Genomic DNA, 20,718 nt, shown 5'->3' on the forward strand with positions numbered 1-20,718 from the left:
CTGGAGCCGGCCACCCCGACAAAAACCCCGATGAGCGCCAGACCCATGTTGATGCTCGCCCTGCGCGACGGAGCCATCTTCGCCGGGGCGGTAGCAGTCGTCGCAGGTCTGATCGGACTGTTCGTCAGCGGCACGGCGGGCCTCTACGGCGGACTTCTCGGCGCGGCGACGGCCGCCGTCTACCTCGGCCTCACAGCCGCCAGCATGCTCGTTGCCGGCAGTGTGACGAAGGGCGATCAGACGTCGCCCAAGTTCTTCGGGATCATCCTCGGCACCTGGGTCGCGAAACTGATCCTCTTCATCGTGATCCTGCTTCTGCTGGGTCGGCAGTCGTGGCTCGACGGGCGGGTGTTCTTCTTCACCGTGATCATCGCGGTGATCGGCTCGCTGGTCATCGATTGCCTGGCCTTCCTCCGGGCACGCGTGCCATACGTCGACGTGACGCTGCCGCAGGCGCCTGACGGCGCGGAACAGGGCACGTCTTCCGACCAGACCTCTCGGTCGTGACGATGCCTCGTCATAAGAAGGTCGTGGACTTTGGTAAGCTAGTCGCGCCCCCCCGACCCGTTCCGCTTTCGAACGACAGACGCCGGAGAATGCCCTGCTAACGCCCATGCTTATTTCTACAGTGTTGTCTGTCAAAGCCGACGGTTCGGGTTTCACGGGTCCGTCGATCGATGACTTCTTTCCGCCGGTCCTGCTGTTTCCGGGAACGCCGTTCGAGATCAATCGGCTCATGGCCATTCGCATTCTGGTCGTGGTGTTGTTGGTGCTCTTCTTCTGGCTGGCGACGCGCAATCTGAAGCTTCGTCCCTCGCGCGCCCAGGTCGGGTTCGAGTATTTGGTCGGTTTCGTGCGCAACGGCATCGTCTATGAGCCGCTCGGCGAGCGCCTCGGCAAGCGATACGAAGCGTTCATCATGACGCTGTTCTTCCTGATTCTCGGAATGAACCTCACCGGAGTCATCCCCGGTCTGCAATTGTCCGGCACATCGGCCATCGGTCTTCCTGCCGTTCTCGCGATCATCACGTGGGGTGTCTTCATCCATGCCGGCTTCCGCGAAAAGGGCTGGAAGTATCTGAAGGACACGCTGTTCCCGCCTGGCGTGCCGTGGTTCCTGTACATCCTGCTGACGCCGCTGGAGTTCCTGTCCACGTTCATCGTCCGGCCGGTGACACTCGCGCTGCGACTCACGATGAACATGATCGGCGGGCACATGTTGCTCGTGCTGTGCTTCACCGCAACGCAGTTCTTCTTCTTCACAGTGCTCGCCGACGGCAACCTCATCGGCCTGCTCGGCGTCGGAACCTTCGCTTTCGGTCTGATCTTCATGGTGCTCGAGATCTTCATCGAGGTGCTGCAGGCATACGTCTTCGCCATCCTGGCTTCCATCTACATCCAGCTGTCGGTCGTCGACGAGCATTGATCTGCTCGCCGCGCACCGTTCTCACCAACCCTTCGAAAGGAATCACCCCGTGAATATCGTCGGACAACTCGCCCCGCTGGCCTTCGGCCTCGCCGTGATCGGCTCCGGTATCGGCGTCGGCTACGTGATCGGCAAGACGATCGAGTCTGTCGCCCGCCAGCCCGAGCTGCAGGGTCGCCTCACGACCCTGATGTTCCTCGGCGTCGCGCTCACCGAAGCTCTCTGCTTCATCGCCATCGCCGTCGCGTTCATCCCGTTCCCCGCTCCGTAAGCGGACCCTCTCGCACAGTCAACCCGCACACTCAAGGAGTCTGAATGCTTCCCGCATTCGTCAGTGCCGCAGCACAGGCAGAGGGCAATCCGAACCCGGTGATCCCGGCCATTCCGGACCTCATCTGGGGCACGATCTCGTTCGTCATCATCCTGGTGTTCTTCATCTGGAAGGCGTTGCCGGCGATCAACAAGCTGCTTGACGAACGCCGCGACGCGATCGACGGCGGACTCAAACGGGCCGAGCAGGCGCAGAACGAGGCCCATGCTGCGCTCGAGAAGTACACGGCGCAGCTTGCAGAGGCTCGCTCCGAGGCCGGCCACATCCGCGAGCAGGCCAGGACCGAGGGTGCGGCGATCATCGCGGAGTTGAAGGAACAGGCCTCGTCCGAGGCAGCGCGCATCACTGCCAACGCCCAGGTGCAGATCGAGTCGGAGCGCGCAGCCGCACTCGCCTCGCTCCGCTCGGATGTCGGAACGCTCGCTCTCGACCTGGCATCCACCGTCGTCGGCGACGCGCTCTCCGACGACAAGCGCTCGACCGCCATCGTCGACAAGTTCCTCGCGGACCTCGACGCGGACGAGAAGTCGAAGGCGGGCAAGTAAGTGGGATCCGCTACCAGAGAGTCCTTCGAGCGCGCTGAGGCCGAACTGGCCGCCGCGTCCGGGGTGACCCTGACGACGGGCGAGCAACTGCTCATGGCAGGGCGAGCCATCAACGGCTCGTCGCAGTTGCGGTCGGTTCTGGCAGATCCCTCGGTGGATGCTGCCGAGAAGTCGGCGCTGATCGGAACCATCTTCCGTGCGCTCGAGCCGACGGCATCGAAGCTGCTGCACGGCTTGACGGACTCGCGGTGGTCGAACTCCACCCAGATGCTCGACAGCATCGAAGAAATCGGCATCAGGGCCCTTGCCCGGTCTTCCGGAGACGACGGCACGATCGAGTCCGAGCTGTTCGCTTTCGCCAGGGCCGTCGAAAGCGATCCGGAACTCGAACTCGCCCTGGGCAGCAAGCTCGGCGATCCCGCTCCGCGAGTCGCGCTGGTCGACCGTTTGATGAAGGGGCGTATCAGCGAAGCGAGCCTGGTGCTGGTGCGCTACATCGTGCAGAACCAGCGCGGCCGTCGCATCGGCGAGCTCATCTCGCACGTCGCAGGAGTCGTGGCGCAAGATGCCGGCGCGATCGTGGTCACGGTCACTGCGGCATCCACGCCGACCGACGCGCAGCTCGAGCGACTTCGCTCGCTGCTCACCACCCGCTACGGACGCACCCCACGCTTCAACCTCAGTGTCGACCCCGAGCTCGTCGGAGGCCTGCGAGTGCAGGTCGGCGACGAGATGATCGACGGCAGCATCGCTAACCGCCTCGCGGATCTACGACTTCGACTCGCCGGCTGACCCCGGCACACGACGTACATACCAAGGAAGACGAAATGGCAGACATCAGCATCAGCCCCGACGAGATTCGGGCGGCACTCAAAGACTTCGTCGCCGGCTACGAGCCGGAGGCGGTCGTCGCGACCGAGGTCGGCGCCGTCGTCGATGCAGCGGACGGCATCGCCCACGTCGAGGGGCTTCCCGGTGCGATGGCCAACGAGCTCCTTCGTTTCGATGACGGAACTCTCGGCCTCGCGCTGAACCTCGACGAGAACGAGATCGGTGTCGTCGTGCTCGGCGAGTTCGCCGGCATCGAAGAGGGCCTGCCGGTCACGAGAACCGGCGAGGTGCTCTCCGTCGCCGTCGGCGATGGCTACCTCGGCCGCGTCGTCGACCCGCTGGGCAACCCGATCGACGGTCTCGGCGCGGTGGAGACGGTCGGCCGTCGCGCCCTCGAGCTGCAGGCTCCAGGCGTCATGCAGCGCAAGAGCGTGCACGAGCCGTTGCAGACCGGCATCAAGGCGATCGACGCCATGATCCCGATCGGACGCGGCCAGCGCCAGCTCATCATCGGCGACCGCCAGACCGGTAAGACGGCCATCGCGATCGACACGATCATCAACCAGAAGGACAACTGGGAGTCCGGGGACCCGACGAAGCAGGTTCGCTGCATCTACGTCGCGATCGGTCAGAAGGGCTCGACCATCGCGTCGGTCAAGGGTGCGCTCGAAGACGCCGGCGCAATGGAGTACACGACGATCGTCGCGGCTCCGGCATCCGACCCGGCCGGCTTCAAGTACCTTGCTCCGTACACCGGCTCGGCCATCGGCCAGCACTGGATGTACGAGGGCAAGCACGTGCTGATCGTTTTCGACGACCTGTCGAAGCAGGCTGAGGCGTACCGCGCGGTTTCGCTGCTGCTGCGTCGCCCGCCGGGGCGCGAGGCCTACCCGGGCGACGTCTTCTACCTGCACTCCCGTCTGCTGGAGCGTTGCGCGAAGCTGTCCGACGAGCTCGGCGCAGGTTCGATGACCGGCCTGCCGATCATCGAGACCAAGGCGAACGACGTGTCCGCCTACATTCCGACCAACGTGATCTCGATCACAGACGGACAGATCTTCTTGCAGTCCGACCTGTTCAATGCGAACCAGCGACCGGCCGTCGATGTCGGCATCTCGGTCTCGCGTGTCGGCGGTGACGCTCAGGTCAAGTCGATCAAGAAGGTGTCGGGAACGCTGAAGCTCGAGCTCGCGCAGTACCGCGCGCTGGAGGCGTTCTCGATGTTCGCGTCCGACCTCGACGCGGCATCCCGTCGCCAGCTCGACCGAGGTGCACGCCTCACGGAGTTGCTCAAGCAGCCGCAGTACTCGCCGTTCCCGGTGCAGGAGCAGGTCGTTTCGATCTGGGCCGGCACCAATGGAAAGCTCGACGAGGTGCCCGTGGAAGACATCCTGCGCTTCGAGTCGGAGTTCCTCGACTACCTGCGCCGCAACACGACAGTTCTCGACACCCTGCGCGACACCAACGTTCTCGACGACGACTCGGTCGCCACGCTCGAGCGCTCGGTGGATGCCTTCAAGCTCGAGTTCCAGACGGGTGAGGGCAAGCCCCTCGTCGCGCCGGGCAGTGAGCGCTACGAGGCGATCGAGGAAGAGGAAGTCGACCAGGAGAAGATCGTCACCGGCCGTCGCTGAACGACCGATAACGACTACGAGAGCTAGACAGGAGTCCCATGGCAGCGCAACTTCGGGTCTACCGGCAGCGCATCCGCTCCGCCCAGACGACGAAGAAGATCACCCGCGCGATGGAGCTGATCTCGGCGAGCCGCATCTACAAGGCGCAGGCTCGTGTGCAGGCATCCGCTCCATACACGCGGGCGATCACCCGCGCCGTGTCGGCAGTGGCGACGCACTCGAACGTCTCGCACCTGCTCACCACCGAGCCTGAGAACGTGCAGCGCGCCGCGGTCGTGATCTTCTCTTCCGACCGCGGTCTGGCCGGTGCGTTCAACTCGCAGGTGATCCGCGAAGCGCTCGAACTCGAGTCCCTGCTCATCTCGCAGGGCAAAGAGGTCGTGTTCTACCTGGTCGGGCGTAAGGCCGTCGGGTTCTTCGCCTTCCGCAAGCGCTCGAGCATCAGGGACTGGGTCGGCATCACCGATTCGCCTGCGTTCGACAACGCGCTCGAGATCGGCGAAGAGCTGGTAGCGGCGTTCTCGAAGGATGCAGCGGAGGGCGGCGTCGACGAGATCCACATCGTCTACAACCGCTTCGTCAGCATGCTCGTGCAGACCCCCAGGGTCGTGCGCCTTCTCCCGCTGGAGCTGGTCGAAGGCGTCGACGCCGTCGAAGACAAGTCGACGCTTCCGCTCTACGAGTTCGAGCCGGATGCCAGCACGGTGCTCGACGCGTTGCTTCCCGCCTACATCCACAGCAGGCTGTACAACGCGCTGCTCGAATCCGCTGCTGCGAAGCACGCAGCCACTCAGAAGGCGATGAAGTCGGCGAGCGACAATGCCGACAAGCTCATCACCAACTACACACGCTTGGCCAATAACGCCCGCCAGTCCGAGATCACCCAGCAGATCTCCGAGATCGTCGGTGGCGCTGACGCGCTGGCCACCAAATAAGCGTCTCTAGACGAAACAGAGAGAGAAGAAATGACACCGACAGCCACCGCCGACACTCAGGCCGCGGCAGCGGACACGACGCCGGGCGTCGGCCGCATCGCTCGCGTCACCGGCCCCGTCGTCGACATCGAGTTCCCGCACGACTCGCTTCCCGAGATCTACAACGCTCTCAAGACGACGATTTCGTTCACCGGCGACGAAGAAGAAGCCCACGAGATCACGCTCGAGGTCGCTCAGCACCTCGGTGACGACCTGGTGCGTGCCATCGCCCTGAAGCCGACCGACGGTCTCGTCCGTGGCCAGGAGGTGCGCGATACCGGCGCTGCGATCAGCGTGCCGGTCGGCGACGTGACCAAGGGCAGGGTGTTCAACGTCATCGGCGAGGTGCTCAACGCCGAGCCCGGCGAGACGATCGAGATCACCGAGCGGTGGCCGATTCACCGCAAGGCTCCCGCGTTCGACCAGCTCGAGTCGAAGACGCAGATGTTCGAGACCGGCATCAAGGTCATCGACCTGCTCACCCCGTACGTGCTGGGTGGAAAGATCGGCCTCTTCGGAGGTGCCGGTGTTGGCAAGACAGTGCTCATTCAGGAGATGATCCAGCGCGTCGCGCAGGACCACGGTGGTGTGTCGGTGTTCGCTGGTGTCGGCGAGCGTACCCGTGAGGGCAACGACCTGATCCACGAGATGGAAGAGGCGGGCGTCTTCGACAAGACCGCCCTCGTGTTCGGCCAGATGGACGAGCCGCCGGGGACCCGCCTTCGCGTGGCGCTGTCTGCCTTGACGATGGCGGAGTACTTCCGCGACGTGCAGAAGCAGGACGTGCTGCTGTTCATCGACAACATCTTCCGCTTCACGCAGGCCGGCTCAGAGGTGTCGACGCTTCTCGGCCGCATGCCCTCCGCCGTTGGCTACCAGCCGAACCTCGCCGACGAGATGGGTGTGCTCCAGGAGCGCATCACCTCGACGCGTGGCCACTCGATCACATCGCTGCAGGCCATTTACGTGCCGGCCGACGACTACACCGACCCGGCGCCGGCGACGACGTTCGCGCACCTCGACGCGACGACCGAGCTCTCCCGTGAGATCGCATCGCAGGGTCTGTACCCCGCGGTCGACCCGCTGTCCTCGACGAGCCGCATCCTCGACCCCCGGTACCTGGGCGAGGATCACTACCGCGTGGCGACCACGGTGAAGCAGATCCTGCAGAAGAACAAGGAACTGCAGGAGATCATCGCGATCCTGGGTGTCGACGAGCTCTCCGAAGAAGACAAGATCACCGTCTCTCGCGCTCGCCGCATTCAGCAGTTCCTGTCCCAGAACACGTACATGGCGAAGAAGTTCACCGGTGTCGAGGGCTCGACGGTTCCGCTGAAGGACACCATCGAGTCGTTCGACGCGATCGCGCGTGGCGAGTTCGACCACGTGGCAGAGCAGGCGTTCTTCAACGTCGGCGGGATTTCCGATGTCGAAGCCAAGTGGGCGCAGATCCAGAAGGAGAATGGCTGAGCATGGCCACTCTGAAGGTCAGCGTCGTCTCGGCCGACGCCGAGGTCTGGTCCGGCGAGGCGTCCATGGTGGTCGCCCGCACGGTCATCGGCGAGATCGGAATTCTGCCCGGTCACACGCCGGTTCTCGGCGTGCTGGCCGAGGGCGAGGTGCGCATCACTCTGCCTGGTGGTGAGCGTCTGATCGCGAACGCTGCAGACGGATTCGTCTCGTTCGAGAACAACGAACTCACGGTGCTCGCCGGCAAGGCTCAGCTCGTTTAGCAGCAACGTCATCTGGCGAGGGGAACGAGATGGCCGAACAAGACGACCGCGTCGAACGACAGTTCGGTGATGTGCGTGTTCCGATGCTGATCGCGATGGCAGGACTTCCCGGTGCAGGGAAATCCACCATCGCCGAGGTGCTCAGCGCCAGATTGAGCGCGACCATCGTCTCTGTCGACCCGATCGAGTCGGCGATCCTTCTCGCGGGCATCGACTCGGACCAGCCGACGGGCCTCGCCGCGTATCTGGTCGCCGAGACGCTCGCCGAGCAGGTGCTCATGTCGGGGCACACCGTGATCGTGGACGCGGTCAACGCTGTCGAGCCCGCTCGTTTGCAGTGGCGGGACCTCGCTGCGCGAGCCGAAGTACCGCTGCGCGTCATCGAGGTGGCCTGCTCCGACGCCGACCTGCACAGGGATCGTCTCGAGAAGCGTGTGCGCAATCTTCCGCACGTGGAGGAGACATCGTGGCGCGCGGTCGAGCAGAGTCTCGAGGACTACCAGGAATGGAAGGGCGAATGCGCCGAACTGCCTCGCATCACGGTCGACACGGTGAATTCGCTCGGGCAGAACGTGGACGCGGCCATCAGGTTCATCGCCCCGTGACCAGTGGGCCGTGCGATCTGCGGATCGCGCCGTCCACACCCGGCGCACAACAGTGCTGATCCTCCTTCCGCCGTCGGAATCGAAACGACCGGGAGGACGCGGGCGGAGCGCGCTCGACATCGAAGGCCTGCGGTTCCCCTCGCTCTCCGATGCCCGCCGTACGACCGCGGACGCGCTCGTCGTGCACTCTCGATCGGATGACGCGGAGGCGGCAGCGAAGTCGCTGGGGGTCCCTCCCACCCTCGTCGGAGAGCTGGCCGCCAACGCCGTGCTGTACGAGGCGCCCGTGATGCCCGCGATCGATCGCTACACGGGAGTCCTCTACGACGCTCTGGATGCCCCGACGCTGCCCACCGAAGCGCGACGTCACCTCGGCCGCACCGTGGCGATCCACTCGGCGGTTTTCGGCCCCGTCGGCGCTCTCGACCGCATCCCCGACTACCGGATGTCTGCAGCCTCGAGGCTACCGGGCGTTCGCCTGCGGACCCTCTGGGCCGAAGCGGTCACCTCTGCGCTGAACGAAGTGCCCGGTCCGTTGATCGACCTGCGGTCGGAGTCCTATGCGGCGCTCGGTCCGCTGGGGGAGCGGGACGATGCCGTGTTCGTGCGCGTCGTCGCCGAGTCCGACGATGGACGGCGAAGAGCCCTCAATCATTTCAACAAGCACGCGAAGGGGCTGCTCGTGAGGGCTTACGCCCTCGATCGGCCGAGGGTTCGATCGGTCGCCGGTTTCGTCACCTGGGCCGCTTCCGCGGGAATCCGGATGGAATACGCAGCCGATCACGAGGTGCTGCTGGTGGTCGGCTGAGCTACCATTGCGGTGTGCCACGGGGGTCGGCACCGGGGAACATCGCGACTCCTTCGGCCGTCTAATCAGGGCGCTCGTGATGAATGCCGCGAGGCTTTCCCATTCGGGCGCACGCAATACCGTCGGGTCGGCGAAACGGAGTCGGCGTGCGTCCCCTCCGTGCGCCAGAGCAATCGTTCACGGTGCGATGATCGGAATTCTGATCGCCTGCGGTCGGGCATGTGCGATGCCGGTCATCACGAGGCACACCGTCAGGATCGCCGGATTCACGTAGACGCCGGCCCGGCCTCAACTCTGGGGCGTGCGCTCACCCATCCCGGTCAGCCGACCGCTCGCCAGCAGCCGGTGACGTGATCGTCGACGAGTCCGGCGGACTGCATGAGCGCGTACATCGTGGTGGGACCGACGAACCGGAAGCCCTTGCTTCGCAGCGTGCGGCTGAGTGCCGTCGATTCCGGCGTCACCGCCGGAATCTCCGACAGGGACGCCGGTCGTGGTCGAACGTCCTCCGGCACAAAGGACCAGACCAATTCCGTCAGCGGTTCCGTCAGTTCTTTGGTGGCTCTGGCGTTCTGGATCGTGGCGTTGATCTTGCCGCGATGCCTGATGATGGCGGCGTTCTGGAGCAGCCGTTCGACGTCGTCGTCGTTCATCGCCGCGACGCGGTCGACGTCGAATCCGTAGAACGCGGCACGGAAGGCATCCCGTCGCAGCAGGATGGTGCGCCACGACAAACCGGCCTGGAAGCCTTCGAGGCAGATCTTCTCGAACAGGGCGCGGTCGTCGCGCAGCGGTGTTCCCCACTCTTCGTCGTGGTAGCGCTGGTATTCGGAATCGTCGCCGACCCACGCGCAGCGTGCGATTCCGTCGCCCGCGACGTGCACGTTCGGACGAATCGTCGATGTCGTGGAGTCCGTGTCGTCGGGGGAGTCGGTCTGCTCGCTCATGCCGCCAGCGTGATCCCTTCGTGTTCGAGTAACCAGAGTTTGGTGGGGATGCCCTGACCGGCACTGTAGCCGGTGATGCGGCCGTCGGTGCCGAGCACGCGATGGCATCCGATCAGGAGCGGAATGCGATTCGCGCCGATCGCGCCGCCGACCGCGCGGCCCGCCGTCGGCTTGCCGACCGCAGAACCGAGTGCTCCGTAGGTGGTGTGCTCGCCCCAGGGAACGCGGGACAGCTCGTCCCAGATCGCACACTGGAACTCCGTGCCGTCGGGGTTCAGAGGAACGTCGAAGGTCTGCCTCGTGCCGGCGAAGTATTCGTCGAGCTGCCGGCACGCAAGCGCCAGCACGTCGTTGGGATTCTCGGGGAGCGGATCGTGGGGGAGGGCGCCATCGCGCTCGATGGTGAGGGACGTGACACTCGTCGCGTCGGCGGTGAGCTCGAGTCGTCCGATCGGGCTCGGGATTCGGACCAGGTAGCCGTGCATGTGATGAGGCTACGCAGAACGACCGACTGCGAGACGGGCGCTGCTGTTCTTGGGGAATCCATGGCTGATGCTTGGGCTGGGGACGACGAGCCGTCGCCGGCATTGCCTAGAATTTCCGTGTGGTCCTGCTGGATGTGCTTTGCCTGGTCTTCGCGCTCGTCGCCGTAGCTTTCGCTGTCGTCGCACTCGTTCGTGCTCGCGCGGCTGACGATCGTGCAGCGGTGGCTGCCGCGGCCGTCGCCCGAGCAGAGACCACGGCGCACGCGGCCGCGGCCGGTGTGGAACATCTCGAGTCGCAGGTGGCGCAGGCACGCCGCGAGGCGGCATCCGCGACACAGCAGGCCGGACGTGCCGCGCAGGCCGCAGCCCAGGCATCGGCCGCTGCGGCCGCGAGCCGACGAGAGGCGGAGGCCGCCTCCGACAAGGCGGAGCACGCGGATGCCGAGGCGCGGGCGGCGATCGAGAACGCGACACGGCCCGTCGTCACCCTCGACGAGGTCGAGACGGACGACGAGACAACTGCAACCGATGAGACGCCTCCGGTCGGACACGCGACGGTTCGTCGTGCGGAGGACCACGACGTCGCAGGTTCTGACACCGGCGCGACGGAGCGGGTGGTGCAGGTCGCCTGGCGATTGGAGCGCGTGCGCGGCGGCATCTGGGCGTTGCGCAACACCGGCCTCGCGTCGGCGCGCGACGCACTGCTGTCCGACGCGACGGTTCCGCCGAAGTACGTGCGTCCCGACGAGGTCATTCCACGCGACGTCGATCGCGACGACGTGCTGCAGTTCCGCGTGATGGCGGCCAGGGGAGCGCCGCCGCCGCGCATCAGGGTCACCTGGCGGGAGGCTGCAGGTTCGCCCGCGTACTCGCGAGAGTTCACGGTGCTCACCGCATCCTGAGCCGCGGTTCTTCCGAACCGTTCGCAACGGTCGGACACGTGGGAGATTTCGGCAGTTCATTCTTGCGGAGTGAGCGCACACTCAGTTAGCATCGCCGGGTGCCGAAGATCCCCAACCGTGCCAGCCCCCTCCCTCCCGAGGAGCGCAAAGCGGCCATCATCACCGCGGTCATCCCTGTGATGATCGAGCACGGGGCATCCCTCACGTCGCGTCAGATCGCCGAGGCCGCCGGAGTGGCGGAGGGAACGATCTTCCGCGTCTTCGGTGACAAAGAGACTCTGCTGCGTGAAGCTGCGGACGCCTATCTCGACCCGGCCCCGCTGCAGGCGCACCTGCGCGAGATCGATCCGACACTGCCGCTGGAGGACAAGATCGGGGCGATTCTGCGGATGCTTCGCGACCGGTTCCACGGCGTGATCAGCATCATGTCGGCTCTCGGTTACACGGGAAGCGAACCGCCTCATCTGCAGCGCAGGTCGCCCCAGCAGGGCTCGGAGTACGTGGCGATCGTCTCGAAGCTCGTGGAGCCCGAGCTCGAGCGTCTCAATGTGCCTCCGGAGGACGTCGCGCCGTACCTGCGCCTGATGGCATTCGCCACCGCGATCCCCGTCTTCAATCGGACCATTCCGTTCGACGACGCCGAGCTCGCGCGATTGATCGTGTACGGCATTGCGGGCGACTCAGCGGCGGGCGAAGAGGATGCCGCGGTCAAGCGAGCCGCCGTGCGCGCACGCACGCGGGACCGAACCTCCGAACCGCGGGGCGGGCCCGTCGCCGAATCCACTACGACCGAAGACCTGTCTGCCCATGTCTGAAACCAGGACGACACCATGTTGATGAAATTGCTCACGCACTACCTGCGGCCGCACTGGCCGCTGCTGGTCGGCGTCGTCGTCTTCCAGCTTCTGCAGTCCTTCGCCTCGCTGTACCTGCCGACGCTCAACGCGGACCTGATCGATCAGGGCGTGATCAAGGGCGACACCGGCTACATCATGGCCAACGGCGGATTCATGCTCGTGATCACGCTCGGTCAGGTGGTCTGCAACATCGTCGCCGTCTACTTCGGCGCGAAGGCGGCCATGCGGCTCGGGCGCGATCTGCGAGGAGCGCTGTTCTCGCACGTCGGAGCGTTCTCCGAGCGCGAGGTCACGAAGTTCGGAGCGCCGTCCTTGATCACGCGCAACACGAATGACGTTCAGCAGGTGCAGATGCTCGTGCTGATGACCTGCACGCTCCTGGTCTCCGCGCCGATCCTCTGCATCGGCGGCATCATTCTCGCGATGCAGCAGGATTTCGGGATGTCGTGGCTGATCGCGGTCAGCGTCCCGCTCCTGTTGATCTGCGTCGTTCTGATCATCTGGAGGATGGTGCCGCAGTTCCGCAAGATGCAGGTGCGGATCGACCAGGTCAACCGGGTTCTGCGGGAGCAGCTGACAGGCATCCGCGTCGTCCGTGCTTTCGTCCGTGAGGACATCGAGCGCGACAGGTTCCGCACGGCGAACGCCGATGTCACGGAGACCGCTCTGAAGGCCGGACGTCTGATGGCGCTGATGTTCCCGACAGTGATGCTCGTTCTGAACATCTCCAGCGTCGCGGTGATCTGGTTCGGTGCCTTCCGCATCGACGACGGATCGCTCCAGGTCGGCACGTTGACCGCCTTCCTGAGCTACCTGATGCAGATCTTGATGGGCGTGATGATGGCGACGTTCATGTTCGTCATGGTCCCGCGAGCGGCAGTGTGTGCAGATCGAATCGGCGAGGTGCTGCAGACCGATTCGACGGTGAAGATGGCCGAGCACCCGGTGACCGAACTCGGCGAGCACGGCAGCGTCGAGCTCTTCGAGGTGGGGTTCGCCTACCCCGGCGCCGAGGACCCCGTGCTCAGCGACATCAACGTGCGCATCGAGCCTGGGCAGACCGTGGCCATCATCGGATCGACGGGTTCGGGCAAGACGACGCTGATCAACCTGCTGCCACGGCTCTTCGATGCGACGAGCGGCTCGGTGCTGATCGACGGCGTCGATGTCGCGGAGCTCGATGCCGACGTGCTGTGGTCCCGCATCGGGCTGGTGCCGCAGAAGCCGTACCTGTTCTCGGGCACCGTGGCATCCAATCTGCGCTACGGCGACCCGGATGCCGATGACGAGGCCCTTTGGCGCGCGCTCGAGATCGCACAGGCGCGCGACTTCGTCGAGGCGATGGAGGGCGGCCTCGAAGCCGAGATCACACAAGGTGGCACGAACGTCTCCGGCGGGCAGAGGCAGCGGCTCGCCATCGCTCGAGCCCTCGTCAAGCGCGCGGAGATCTACGTCTTCGACGACTCGTTCTCGGCGCTCGACCTGGCGACGGATGCCCGTCTGCGGCGAGCACTCAAGCAGAAGGAACGAGGTTCGACGTTCGTGATCGTCGCCCAGCGCGTCTCGACCATCATCGATGCCGACCAGATCCTGGTGCTCGAGAACGGACGGATCGTCGGCGCAGGCACGCACGAGGAGTTGCTGGAGACATCCGAGACGTACGCGGAGATCGTGTCGTCCCAGCTCGCGGCGGAGGAAGCAGCATGAGCGAGACCCGAACGACGACGGAACGCCCGCCGGCTCCACGCCGTGGCCCCGGTGGCGGCGGCCCCTTCGGAGGAGCTGGCATGCCCGCCGAGAAGGCGCAGAATTTCGGCCCGAGCGCGAAGCGGCTCGCCGGACGTCTTCGGCCTGAGGCCATCGGGCTGGTGTTCGTCGTGATCCTCACGGTGATCAGCGTCACGTGCTCGGTACTGGGCCCGAAGCTGCTCGGTGAAGGCACCAACATCATCGTCGCGGGCTTCATCTCCAAGAGCTTGCCGGCCGGAACGTCCAAGGCGCAGGTGCTGGAGGGCATGCGCAAGAACGGCCAGGGACAGATGGCCGACATGCTCAGCGGCGTGAACCTGAACCCCGGTCACGGCATCGACTTCACGGCGTTGTCGCACATTCTGATGCTGGTGCTCGCGCTCTATGTCGCGGCATCCGTGTTCAGCTGGCTGCAGGCATACATCCTGAACGGGATCACGATGCGCACCGTCTACCGGCTGCGCAAGGAGGTCGAGGAGAAGATCCACCGGCTGCCGCTGAAGTACTTCGACTCCATGCAGCGCGGAGAGCTCCTCAGCCGTGTGACGAACGACATCGACAACATCCAGCAGAGCCTTCAACAGACCATGAGCCAGGTGGTCACGTCACTGCTGACCGTGCTCGGCGTGCTCGTCATCATGTTCGTGATCTCGCCCCTGCTCGCGCTGATCGCGCTCGTGTCGGTGCCGATCACGATCGTCGTGACCATGGTGATCGCGAAGCGCTCGCAGAAGATGTTCGTCGCGCAGTGGAAGAACACCGGCATGCTCAATGCGCAGATCGAGGAGACCTTCACCGGTCACGCGATCGTGAAGGTCTTCGGCAGGCAGCGCGAGGTGAATGCGAAGTTCGCGACGAAGAACGAGGAACTGTACAGGGCGAGCTTCGGTGCGCAGTTCGTCTCCGGCATCATCATGCCGTCGATGACGTTCGTCGGAAACCTCGTCTACGTGGGGATCGCCGTCGTCGGCGGCTTGCAGGTCGCCGCCGGCGCCATCCAGATCGGAGACGTTCAGGCGTTCATCCAGTACTCGCGGCAGTTCACTCAGCCGCTCGCCCAGCTCGGATCGATGGCCAACCTGCTGCAGTCGGGCGTTGCGTCGTCCGAGCGCGTCTTCGCGTTGCTGGATGCCGACGAACAGTCCGAGGATCCGGAGCAGCCGGCGAGCATCGGGACGACCAAGGGCCGTCTCGAGTTCGACGACGTGTCCTTCCGCTACGTCGATGACAAGCCATTGATCGATGATCTGTCCCTCGTCGCCGAGCCGGGGCAGACGGTCGCGATCGTCGGTCCTACCGGGGCCGGCAAGACGACACTGGTGAATCTCATCATGCGGTTCTACGAAGTCGACTCAGGACGGATCACCCTCGACGGCACCGACATCACCGAGATGACCAGGCGCGACCTGCGAAGCAGGGTGGGCATGGTGTTGCAGGACACCTGGCTGTTCGCGGGAACGATCAGAGAGAACATCGCGTACGGCAGGCCGGATGCGACGGAAGACGAGATCATCGCCGCCGCCCAGGCCAGCTATGTCGACCGATTCGTGCGATCGCTGCCAGACGGCTACGACACGCGCCTCGACGACGACGCCTCGAACGTGAGCGCGGGCGAGAAGCAGCTGCTGACCATCGCCAGGGCTTTCCTGGCGCGGCCGAGCGTGCTCATCCTCGACGAGGCGACGAGCTCGGTCGACACCCGCACCGAGCTGCTCGTGCAGAAGGCGATGAGCGCTCTGCGCGCCGGTCGCACAAGCTTCGTGATCGCCCACCGGCTCTCCACGATTCGCGACGCCGATCTCATCCTGGTCATGGAGTCGGGGTCGATCGTCGAACAGGGGACGCACTCACAGCTGCTCGCGGCGGGTGGCGCCTACTACTCGTTGTACAACGCACAATTCGCCGGAGCGGTCATCGACGACGTGTGATCGACGGCTGGTGGGCGACGCATCGCCGTCGCCCACCAGCCGTCTTCCCCTCCCGGGTCGCCTGATCGAGACGAAGTCCACGGATGCCGATTGCCGCCGAGTCCGGTGGTCGGCGCCGGGCACGCTGGTGGCCATGCCCGATCACGTCATCGCACCAGACACTGTTTCGCTTCTCGCGCTCGTGCCCGAGTTGGTCGGATTCCAGCCGCGCGCAAGCCTCGTGCTCGTCACGTTCCGGGATGGTCTGTCCGGTGGCACGCTCCGCGTCGACCTTCCGCCAGGGGCCGACGATCTCGATGAGGAGAACTGCGAGAACCTGCGCCGTTTCGCCGCCACGCTGATCGGGATGGTGTGCAAGGTGCGCGGGGCCGACGCGCTGCTCGCTGTCGCGTACAGCGACGCCTCGTGTGCCGACGGCGCTCCGGCAGCAGGGTTGGCGCGGGAGTTGCGGCAGGCGGCATCCACTGCCGGCTTCCCGCTGCTCGACCTTCTCTACGTTGCCGCGGACGGCTGGGGAGACTACGAGCAAGGACGACGCGGTGATCGTGGCGCGCTCGACAGCGCGCTCTGGGTGCGAAGAACCGATTCCGATGCTGGGCGTCTTCGTCGCTCTCCGCGCGAGGAGGCGGCGTTGCCCGCGGTCGCGCCGAAGGAGCGTTCGCGCACCGCAGAGGCATTGGAGGTGTTGCGCAGCAAGGCGGAGCAACCCGATCCGATCTGGTTCGCGGAATACAGCGCGGGGTGGCGCGAGGAAGAAGTGGGAGCGATCGTCACAGCGCTCACGGCTCACGTGCTCTCTTACCCGTGGGCGCGTGACGTGGTGCTGTTCACCTGGGGATGGGGCGTGCACGAAGGGCGGCGTGCACTTCGTTTCCAGGAACGTCACTCCCGCGGGGAGCCTGTCGACGACGAGGAGATCGCGATGGCACTTGCCGGGCAGAGCTCGTTGCGCAGACCGTCGACGCCCAGGGTGGAGCGAGCGATCCGGCTTCTGCGCGAGGTGGCCGCCAGGCTCACCGGAGCGGACCGTGCTCCTGCCCTCGCCTCCCTCGCCTGGCTGAACTGGGCGCTCGGGCGTGGGTCGCTCGCGGGTGAATACGTCGAGCAGGCACGAGCTGTCGACCCCGGCTACTCGTTCGCCGAACTCGTGGAGACGATGCTCACCGCCGGCATGCTGCCCGAGTGGGTCTTCCGCGAGCCGCAGGCGTCGAGGCAGGCACGACGCGCTGCCGCCAGGGGGAGGCGGGCGTGACGACCTCACTACACTCGGGGAACGACGGCGAGCCATGCGCACGGTGAGGTTCGAATGGTCGGAGAAGAGGGACGGCTGTGGTCGATGCCCGGCAGCCCGCCGCACCGAGAGGCGGCAGGGTGTACGTCTCGCCACCACGACCGCCGGAGGACGACTGGATCACGGTCGCGGCCGAGTCGTTCCTGGCAGTGATCGAGGCCGGCGACGGCGATCGCGGCGTCGGAGAGCTCATTCGCCTCGCGAGGCTCGAGGATGCCGCGCTCGAGACGATCGTCTCGGCCATTCCGATCGGAGTCGGTGGTACCGATTCGTTCGCCGTCGTGCACTTCGACCGCGCTGAAGAGTCTGTCGACGGTGGGGAAGGCGTCGGTCGACGCATCACGGCCGTCGCGCGCGGCAGGGCGGTCGTCGACGTCTTCTCCGACGGAGGATCGCGCCGGTTCTGGTCGTCGGGCGTTCAGCCGTGGTTGATCGCCACCTTTCGCGACGTGATCGCCGTTGAGCTGGGAGGCCCGGCCAGGCGCACGGATGCCGTCGCACGGCTCGTCCCGCAAGCGCGGCCGATCGAGACGGGAGTGTCACACGTCGGCGCGGTGCTCTGGTCGGCGACAGACGTGCGGCCGGCGGATGCCGACGGTACGAGCTCTGCGTACCTGCGACCCGGCGCCGCTCTCGACGAGGACACGGTTCGCAGCGTCGTGATCGACGAGGACGTCGCTGACGCCGCCGCGGATACTGCCGCTGCCGCGGAGGAGACGGTGCGCCGACCCCCGGCGTGGCCGCAGGGCGAGCCGCAGCCGGTCGACAACGGACCGGATGAGGAGACGGTGGTGCGGCCGCCTGCGCTGGGGGAAGCCGGCGGACCGGTCGATGCCACGGAGTCCGATGCCACGGAGTCCGGGGAAGCATCGTCAGAGGAAGCAGAGGTCGAGCATCCGACTTCGGTTCTGGTCGGCGTGCACGGTGCGCACGCCGTGCTCCTCGATGCGCCCATCATCTTCGGACGACGGCCGACGGGGACGGCGCGTGGGGGCATCCCGCCGCTGCTTGTGACTGTGGCCTCGCGCGACGCTCTCGTCTCTGCCTCCCACGTCAGGGTGGAGCGGGCCGGAAGAGTCGTTGTGGTCACAGACCTGCGGTCGAGGAACGGGACTGCAGTCATCCTTCCCGGAGCAGCGCCACGTCGCCTGCGTCCTGGGGAGTCCTTCGCAGTGCCTGGCGCGGCAGAGATCGATATCGGTGACGGTACTATCATCGAGATCACCCCGGTGACGCCGTGAACCCACGTCAGAGGGGGTGGCGATTGCCGGTCGCCGGCGTTGCGCACGACACCCGAGAGGACGCGTAAGTGACTCAGATCGGGCGCAGCAGCAGGCGCCATCACATCGCCGTGCCGGGCAAAGACGGTGCCCGCATCACGCTCACGTGGGCGGCGCTGACCGACAAGGGATACCGCCGAGCGGTCAACGAGGACAGTCTGATCGCCAAGTCGCCGATCTTCGCCGTCGCAGACGGGATGGGTGGGCATGCTGCGGGCGACTTCGCCAGTTCCGCGGTCGTGACGCGGCTCGCCGAGCACGTCTCAGCGCCTTTCATCGGCGAGGAGGGCGTGGACACCGCGCTCAAGGACGCCGTCGACGACATGACCAAAGGCGTCGGCCAAACCGACCTCGGAACGGGCACAACCGTCACGGGTTTCGCGCTCACCATGGCGGAGGGCGAACCGAATTGGCTCGTCTTCAACATCGGCGATTCGCGAGTGTACGAATTGGAAGAGGGCGAGCTGCGTCAGCTCACCGTCGACCATTCGATCGTCCAGGAGCTTCTCGATGCCGGCGCGATCACACCGTCGGAGGCCGAGGTGCACCCGCACTCCAACGTGATCACTCGGGCCGTGGGCTTCAACGAAGAGCCCGTGCCCGACTTCAGTCTGGTTCCGGTCACCGCGGGAACCAGACTGCTCGCCTGCTCCGACGGGCTGACGAAGGAACTCACCGAGCACGGAATCCGGCATTACCTCACGGTGGGGACCAGCCCGCTCGACGCGGCGGGACAACTGATGGATGCCGCGCTCGGCAACGGCGGACGCGACAACGTCACCGTCGTGGTGGTCGACGTCATGGAGACCCCCGATTCGCCCAAACCGAGCGGCAGGCGCGGCTCTCAGCGACGCTGAGCAGTGCCGGGCAAACCCTCGCGGCTACCCCCGAGTCGGTCCGCCCCGGCCTTGCCTACAATGGGTGAACGTTTCTCAGGCCGGGGAGCGTGAACGAGAAGGCGAACGGGAGGCGGCATGGCCAAGAGGTTGCCGTCGACGCCGCCCAACCTTCCCGGATTCTCCTACGTGCGAGCGCTCGGTTCCGGCGGCTTCGCCGACGTGTTCCTGTACGAGCAGAACATGCCGCGACGGCAGGTCGCCGTGAAGGTGCTGCTGGCCGAAGTGGTCACCCCCAGCGTGCGGCAGATGTTCCAGGCCGAGGCCAATCTGATGGCGCAGTTGAGCGCGCATCCTGCGGTGCTCACGGTGTATCAGGCGAGCGTTGCCTCCGACGGCAGGCCCTACCTTGTCATGGAGCTGTGCTCGCCTACGCTGAGCCAGCGATACCGCATGACGCCGCTCGGCGTTCCCGAGGCGCTGTCGATCGGCGTCAAGATCGCAGGGGCGGTCGAGACGGCCCATCGCGCAGGCGTTCTGCACCGCGACGTGAAGCCGTCGAACATCCTGACCACGGCATATGGGCATCCGGTGCTCTCGGATTTCGGCATCGCGGCGACCTTGGGCGATGCGGAGCTGGCAGAAGCCGTGGGGATGTCCGTTCCCTGGTCGGCGCCCGAGGTGCTCACCGATGACACGACGGGAACCGTCGCGAGCGAGGTCTGGGCTCTCGGCGCGACGATCTACTCGCTGATCGCCGGCCGGTCGCCGTTCGAGGTCGTGGGGACGGAGAACTCGTCCGCCCAGCTGATCACCCGCATCAGACGCGCGAAGCCAGAGCCGATCGGGCGTGCCGATGTGCCAGCCAGGCTCGAGGCCGTGCTGCGACGATCGATGTCTCGCAAGCCGGAGGCGCGGCAGCACAGTGTTCTCGAGCTGATCCGCGACCTGCAGTCGGTCGAGGCGGAGCTCGGTTTCGTACCGACACCGGCCGATCTGTCGGTGGACGAATGGGCAGCGGCGATCGCCGTCGACGATGACGACCGGACCAGAGTGAAGGGCGTCGTCGCCGCGTCGTCCGCGGATCGCCGTCGTCGTCGTCGCGGGGAGCAGACCTCCGGTTCCGATCGCACTGTGGTGCGAGAAACGGGCGCCGGCACCTCTGACCGTCATTCCACCCCGCTCGGTGTGCGCGGAGCATGGCTGATCGCCGCGTGCGTCGTTCTCGGTGCGGCGTTCGTCGTCACCCTGACCGTCGTGCTGCTGCGGGTCAGCGCTCCGGCCGACATCCCCGCCGTGCACGACGTCAGCGGCAGGTCTGCCGGCGGAACGATCGAGTTCAGCTGGCAAGACCCCGGTCTCGCGGCCAACGACGAGTACCAGGTGAGCGTCGACGGCGGCGCACCGAGCCTGCAGCGCGGCACGACCTTCACCGTCGACAGCGACAACCGCAGGGTGTGCCTCACGGTCACCGTCAATCGAGCGGGACGCACGGGGGCGCCGAGCTCGCCGAAGTGCGTCGATCCGGCGGCCGCGCAGTGATCCGTGCATTCTTC

At 65.9% G+C, this 20,718-nt stretch carries 21 protein-coding genes; 19 read left to right on the forward strand and 2 right to left on the reverse strand.

The annotated features are described in order from the left end of the window. Window positions 1–30: 30 nt before the first annotated feature. The 11 genes from MJ603_RS10380 to MJ603_RS10430 all read left to right on the forward strand — a co-directional run bounded on the left by MJ603_RS10380 (window position 31) and on the right by MJ603_RS10430 (window position 8,887). Window positions 31–507 carry a hypothetical protein gene (locus MJ603_RS10380; RefSeq protein WP_243063637.1) on the forward strand — a complete coding sequence of 159 codons (477 nt, stop codon included), beginning with the start codon at window positions 31–33 and terminating at the stop codon, window positions 505–507. Window positions 508–613: 106 nt separating this feature from the next. Next, window positions 614–1,426: a F0F1 ATP synthase subunit A gene (atpB, locus tag MJ603_RS10385; RefSeq protein ID WP_243063638.1), complete on the forward strand. Its 813-nt coding sequence runs from the start codon at window positions 614–616 to the stop codon at window positions 1,424–1,426. A gap of 49 nt (window positions 1,427–1,475) precedes the next feature. Continuing rightward, the gene (gene atpE / locus MJ603_RS10390; RefSeq protein ID WP_243063639.1) at window positions 1,476–1,697 is read left to right on the forward strand and encodes a F0F1 ATP synthase subunit C; all 222 of its coding nucleotides are present in this window, start codon (window positions 1,476–1,478) and stop codon (window positions 1,695–1,697) included. A gap of 44 nt (window positions 1,698–1,741) precedes the next feature. After that, window positions 1,742–2,302: a F0F1 ATP synthase subunit B gene (locus tag MJ603_RS10395; RefSeq protein WP_243063640.1), complete on the forward strand. Its 561-nt coding sequence runs from the start codon at window positions 1,742–1,744 to the stop codon at window positions 2,300–2,302. Further along, the gene (locus MJ603_RS10400) at window positions 2,303–3,094 is read left to right on the forward strand and encodes a F0F1 ATP synthase subunit delta (protein ID WP_243063641.1); all 792 of its coding nucleotides are present in this window, start codon (window positions 2,303–2,305) and stop codon (window positions 3,092–3,094) included. 35 nt (window positions 3,095–3,129) lie between these two features. Then, window positions 3,130–4,767 carry a F0F1 ATP synthase subunit alpha gene (gene atpA, locus MJ603_RS10405; protein ID WP_243063642.1) on the forward strand — a complete coding sequence of 546 codons (1,638 nt, stop codon included), beginning with the start codon at window positions 3,130–3,132 and terminating at the stop codon, window positions 4,765–4,767. A gap of 38 nt (window positions 4,768–4,805) precedes the next feature. Next, window positions 4,806–5,702 (forward strand): F0F1 ATP synthase subunit gamma, encoded by an 897-nt coding sequence (locus MJ603_RS10410; RefSeq protein WP_243063643.1) that lies wholly within the window; start codon window positions 4,806–4,808, stop codon window positions 5,700–5,702. A 30-nt stretch (window positions 5,703–5,732) separates the two neighbouring features. Next, on the forward strand, window positions 5,733–7,211 hold the full coding sequence (gene atpD / locus MJ603_RS10415; RefSeq protein WP_243063644.1) for a F0F1 ATP synthase subunit beta: 1,479 nt from the start codon (window positions 5,733–5,735) through the stop codon (window positions 7,209–7,211). Window positions 7,212–7,213: 2 nt separating this feature from the next. Then, a complete protein-coding gene (locus tag MJ603_RS10420) occupies window positions 7,214–7,474 on the forward strand; it encodes a F0F1 ATP synthase subunit epsilon (protein WP_243063645.1) in 261 nt (86 codons plus the stop codon). A 29-nt stretch (window positions 7,475–7,503) separates the two neighbouring features. Then, window positions 7,504–8,079 (forward strand): ATP-binding protein, encoded by a 576-nt coding sequence (locus MJ603_RS10425; protein WP_243063646.1) that lies wholly within the window; start codon window positions 7,504–7,506, stop codon window positions 8,077–8,079. Window positions 8,080–8,089: 10 nt separating this feature from the next. After that, window positions 8,090–8,887 carry a YaaA family protein gene (locus MJ603_RS10430; RefSeq protein WP_243063647.1) on the forward strand — a complete coding sequence of 266 codons (798 nt, stop codon included), beginning with the start codon at window positions 8,090–8,092 and terminating at the stop codon, window positions 8,885–8,887. Between the two features lie 320 nt (window positions 8,888–9,207). Here MJ603_RS10430 and MJ603_RS10435 read toward each other — a convergent pair whose 3' ends face one another. Next, complete coding sequence (locus MJ603_RS10435; RefSeq protein ID WP_243063648.1) at window positions 9,208–9,834, reverse strand: DNA-3-methyladenine glycosylase I; 627 nt, start codon at window positions 9,832–9,834, stop codon at window positions 9,208–9,210. Further along, complete coding sequence (locus MJ603_RS10440) at window positions 9,831–10,319, reverse strand: methylated-DNA--[protein]-cysteine S-methyltransferase (protein WP_243063649.1); 489 nt, start codon at window positions 10,317–10,319, stop codon at window positions 9,831–9,833. Before MJ603_RS10440 ends, MJ603_RS10435 begins: the two co-directional genes overlap by 4 nt. Before the next feature lie 119 nt (window positions 10,320–10,438). Here MJ603_RS10440 and MJ603_RS10445 point away from each other — a divergent pair, with 119 nt between their 5' ends. The 8 genes from MJ603_RS10445 (at window position 10,439) to MJ603_RS10480 (ending at window position 20,704) form a co-directional block, all read left to right on the forward strand. Continuing rightward, complete coding sequence (locus MJ603_RS10445) at window positions 10,439–11,221, forward strand: hypothetical protein (RefSeq protein ID WP_243063650.1); 783 nt, start codon at window positions 10,439–10,441, stop codon at window positions 11,219–11,221. 98 nt (window positions 11,222–11,319) lie between these two features. Then, a complete protein-coding gene (locus MJ603_RS10450; protein WP_243063651.1) occupies window positions 11,320–12,036 on the forward strand; it encodes a TetR/AcrR family transcriptional regulator in 717 nt (238 codons plus the stop codon). Between the two features lie 15 nt (window positions 12,037–12,051). Next, entirely contained in the window at window positions 12,052–13,785 is a 1,734-nt protein-coding gene (locus MJ603_RS10455; RefSeq protein WP_243063652.1) for an ABC transporter ATP-binding protein, read from the forward strand. After that, entirely contained in the window at window positions 13,782–15,755 is a 1,974-nt protein-coding gene (locus MJ603_RS10460) for an ABC transporter ATP-binding protein (protein ID WP_279239138.1), read from the forward strand. The genes MJ603_RS10455 and MJ603_RS10460 overlap by 4 nt, the downstream gene beginning before the upstream one ends. A gap of 133 nt (window positions 15,756–15,888) precedes the next feature. Then, window positions 15,889–17,007, forward strand: a complete 1,119-nt coding sequence (locus MJ603_RS10465) for a DUF4192 domain-containing protein (RefSeq protein ID WP_243063654.1) — start codon at window positions 15,889–15,891, stop codon at window positions 17,005–17,007. A 77-nt stretch (window positions 17,008–17,084) separates the two neighbouring features. Continuing rightward, window positions 17,085–18,287 carry an FHA domain-containing protein gene (locus tag MJ603_RS10470; protein ID WP_243063655.1) on the forward strand — a complete coding sequence of 401 codons (1,203 nt, stop codon included), beginning with the start codon at window positions 17,085–17,087 and terminating at the stop codon, window positions 18,285–18,287. Window positions 18,288–18,355: 68 nt separating this feature from the next. After that, window positions 18,356–19,183, forward strand: coding sequence for a PP2C family serine/threonine-protein phosphatase (locus MJ603_RS10475; protein WP_243063656.1), 828 nt, complete (start codon window positions 18,356–18,358; stop codon window positions 19,181–19,183). Window positions 19,184–19,300: 117 nt separating this feature from the next. Further along, window positions 19,301–20,704 carry a serine/threonine-protein kinase gene (locus MJ603_RS10480; protein WP_243063657.1) on the forward strand — a complete coding sequence of 468 codons (1,404 nt, stop codon included), beginning with the start codon at window positions 19,301–19,303 and terminating at the stop codon, window positions 20,702–20,704. Window positions 20,705–20,718 lie beyond the last annotated feature (14 nt).

Source organism: Humibacter sp. RRB41, assembly GCF_022761015.1.
In the GTDB taxonomy this organism is placed as follows: domain Bacteria; phylum Actinomycetota; class Actinomycetes; order Actinomycetales; family Microbacteriaceae; genus Humibacter.

Bases quoted from the DNA above. Each gene is read 5' to 3' on its own strand.
- MJ603_RS10380 (WP_243063637.1), top strand. From the start codon at position 31: ATGAGCGCCAGACCCATGTTGATGCTCGCCCTGCGCGACGGAGCCATC.
- atpB (WP_243063638.1), top strand. From the start codon at position 614: ATGCTTATTTCTACAGTGTTGTCTGTCAAAGCCGACGGTTCGGGTTTC.
- MJ603_RS10395 (WP_243063640.1), top strand. From the start codon at position 1,742: ATGCTTCCCGCATTCGTCAGTGCCGCAGCACAGGCAGAGGGCAATCCG.
- atpA (WP_243063642.1), top strand. From the start codon at position 3,130: ATGGCAGACATCAGCATCAGCCCCGACGAGATTCGGGCGGCACTCAAA.
- MJ603_RS10410 (WP_243063643.1), top strand. From the start codon at position 4,806: ATGGCAGCGCAACTTCGGGTCTACCGGCAGCGCATCCGCTCCGCCCAG.
- atpD (WP_243063644.1), top strand. From the start codon at position 5,733: ATGACACCGACAGCCACCGCCGACACTCAGGCCGCGGCAGCGGACACG.
- MJ603_RS10420 (WP_243063645.1), top strand. From the start codon at position 7,214: ATGGCCACTCTGAAGGTCAGCGTCGTCTCGGCCGACGCCGAGGTCTGG.
- MJ603_RS10425 (WP_243063646.1), top strand. From the start codon at position 7,504: ATGGCCGAACAAGACGACCGCGTCGAACGACAGTTCGGTGATGTGCGT.
- MJ603_RS10435 (WP_243063648.1), bottom strand. From the start codon at position 9,834: ATGAGCGAGCAGACCGACTCCCCCGACGACACGGACTCCACGACATCG.
- MJ603_RS10440 (WP_243063649.1), bottom strand. From the start codon at position 10,319: ATGCACGGCTACCTGGTCCGAATCCCGAGCCCGATCGGACGACTCGAG.
- MJ603_RS10455 (WP_243063652.1), top strand. From the start codon at position 12,052: ATGTTGATGAAATTGCTCACGCACTACCTGCGGCCGCACTGGCCGCTG.
- MJ603_RS10460 (WP_279239138.1), top strand. From the start codon at position 13,782: ATGAGCGAGACCCGAACGACGACGGAACGCCCGCCGGCTCCACGCCGT.
- MJ603_RS10465 (WP_243063654.1), top strand. From the start codon at position 15,889: ATGCCCGATCACGTCATCGCACCAGACACTGTTTCGCTTCTCGCGCTC.
- MJ603_RS10480 (WP_243063657.1), top strand. From the start codon at position 19,301: ATGGCCAAGAGGTTGCCGTCGACGCCGCCCAACCTTCCCGGATTCTCC.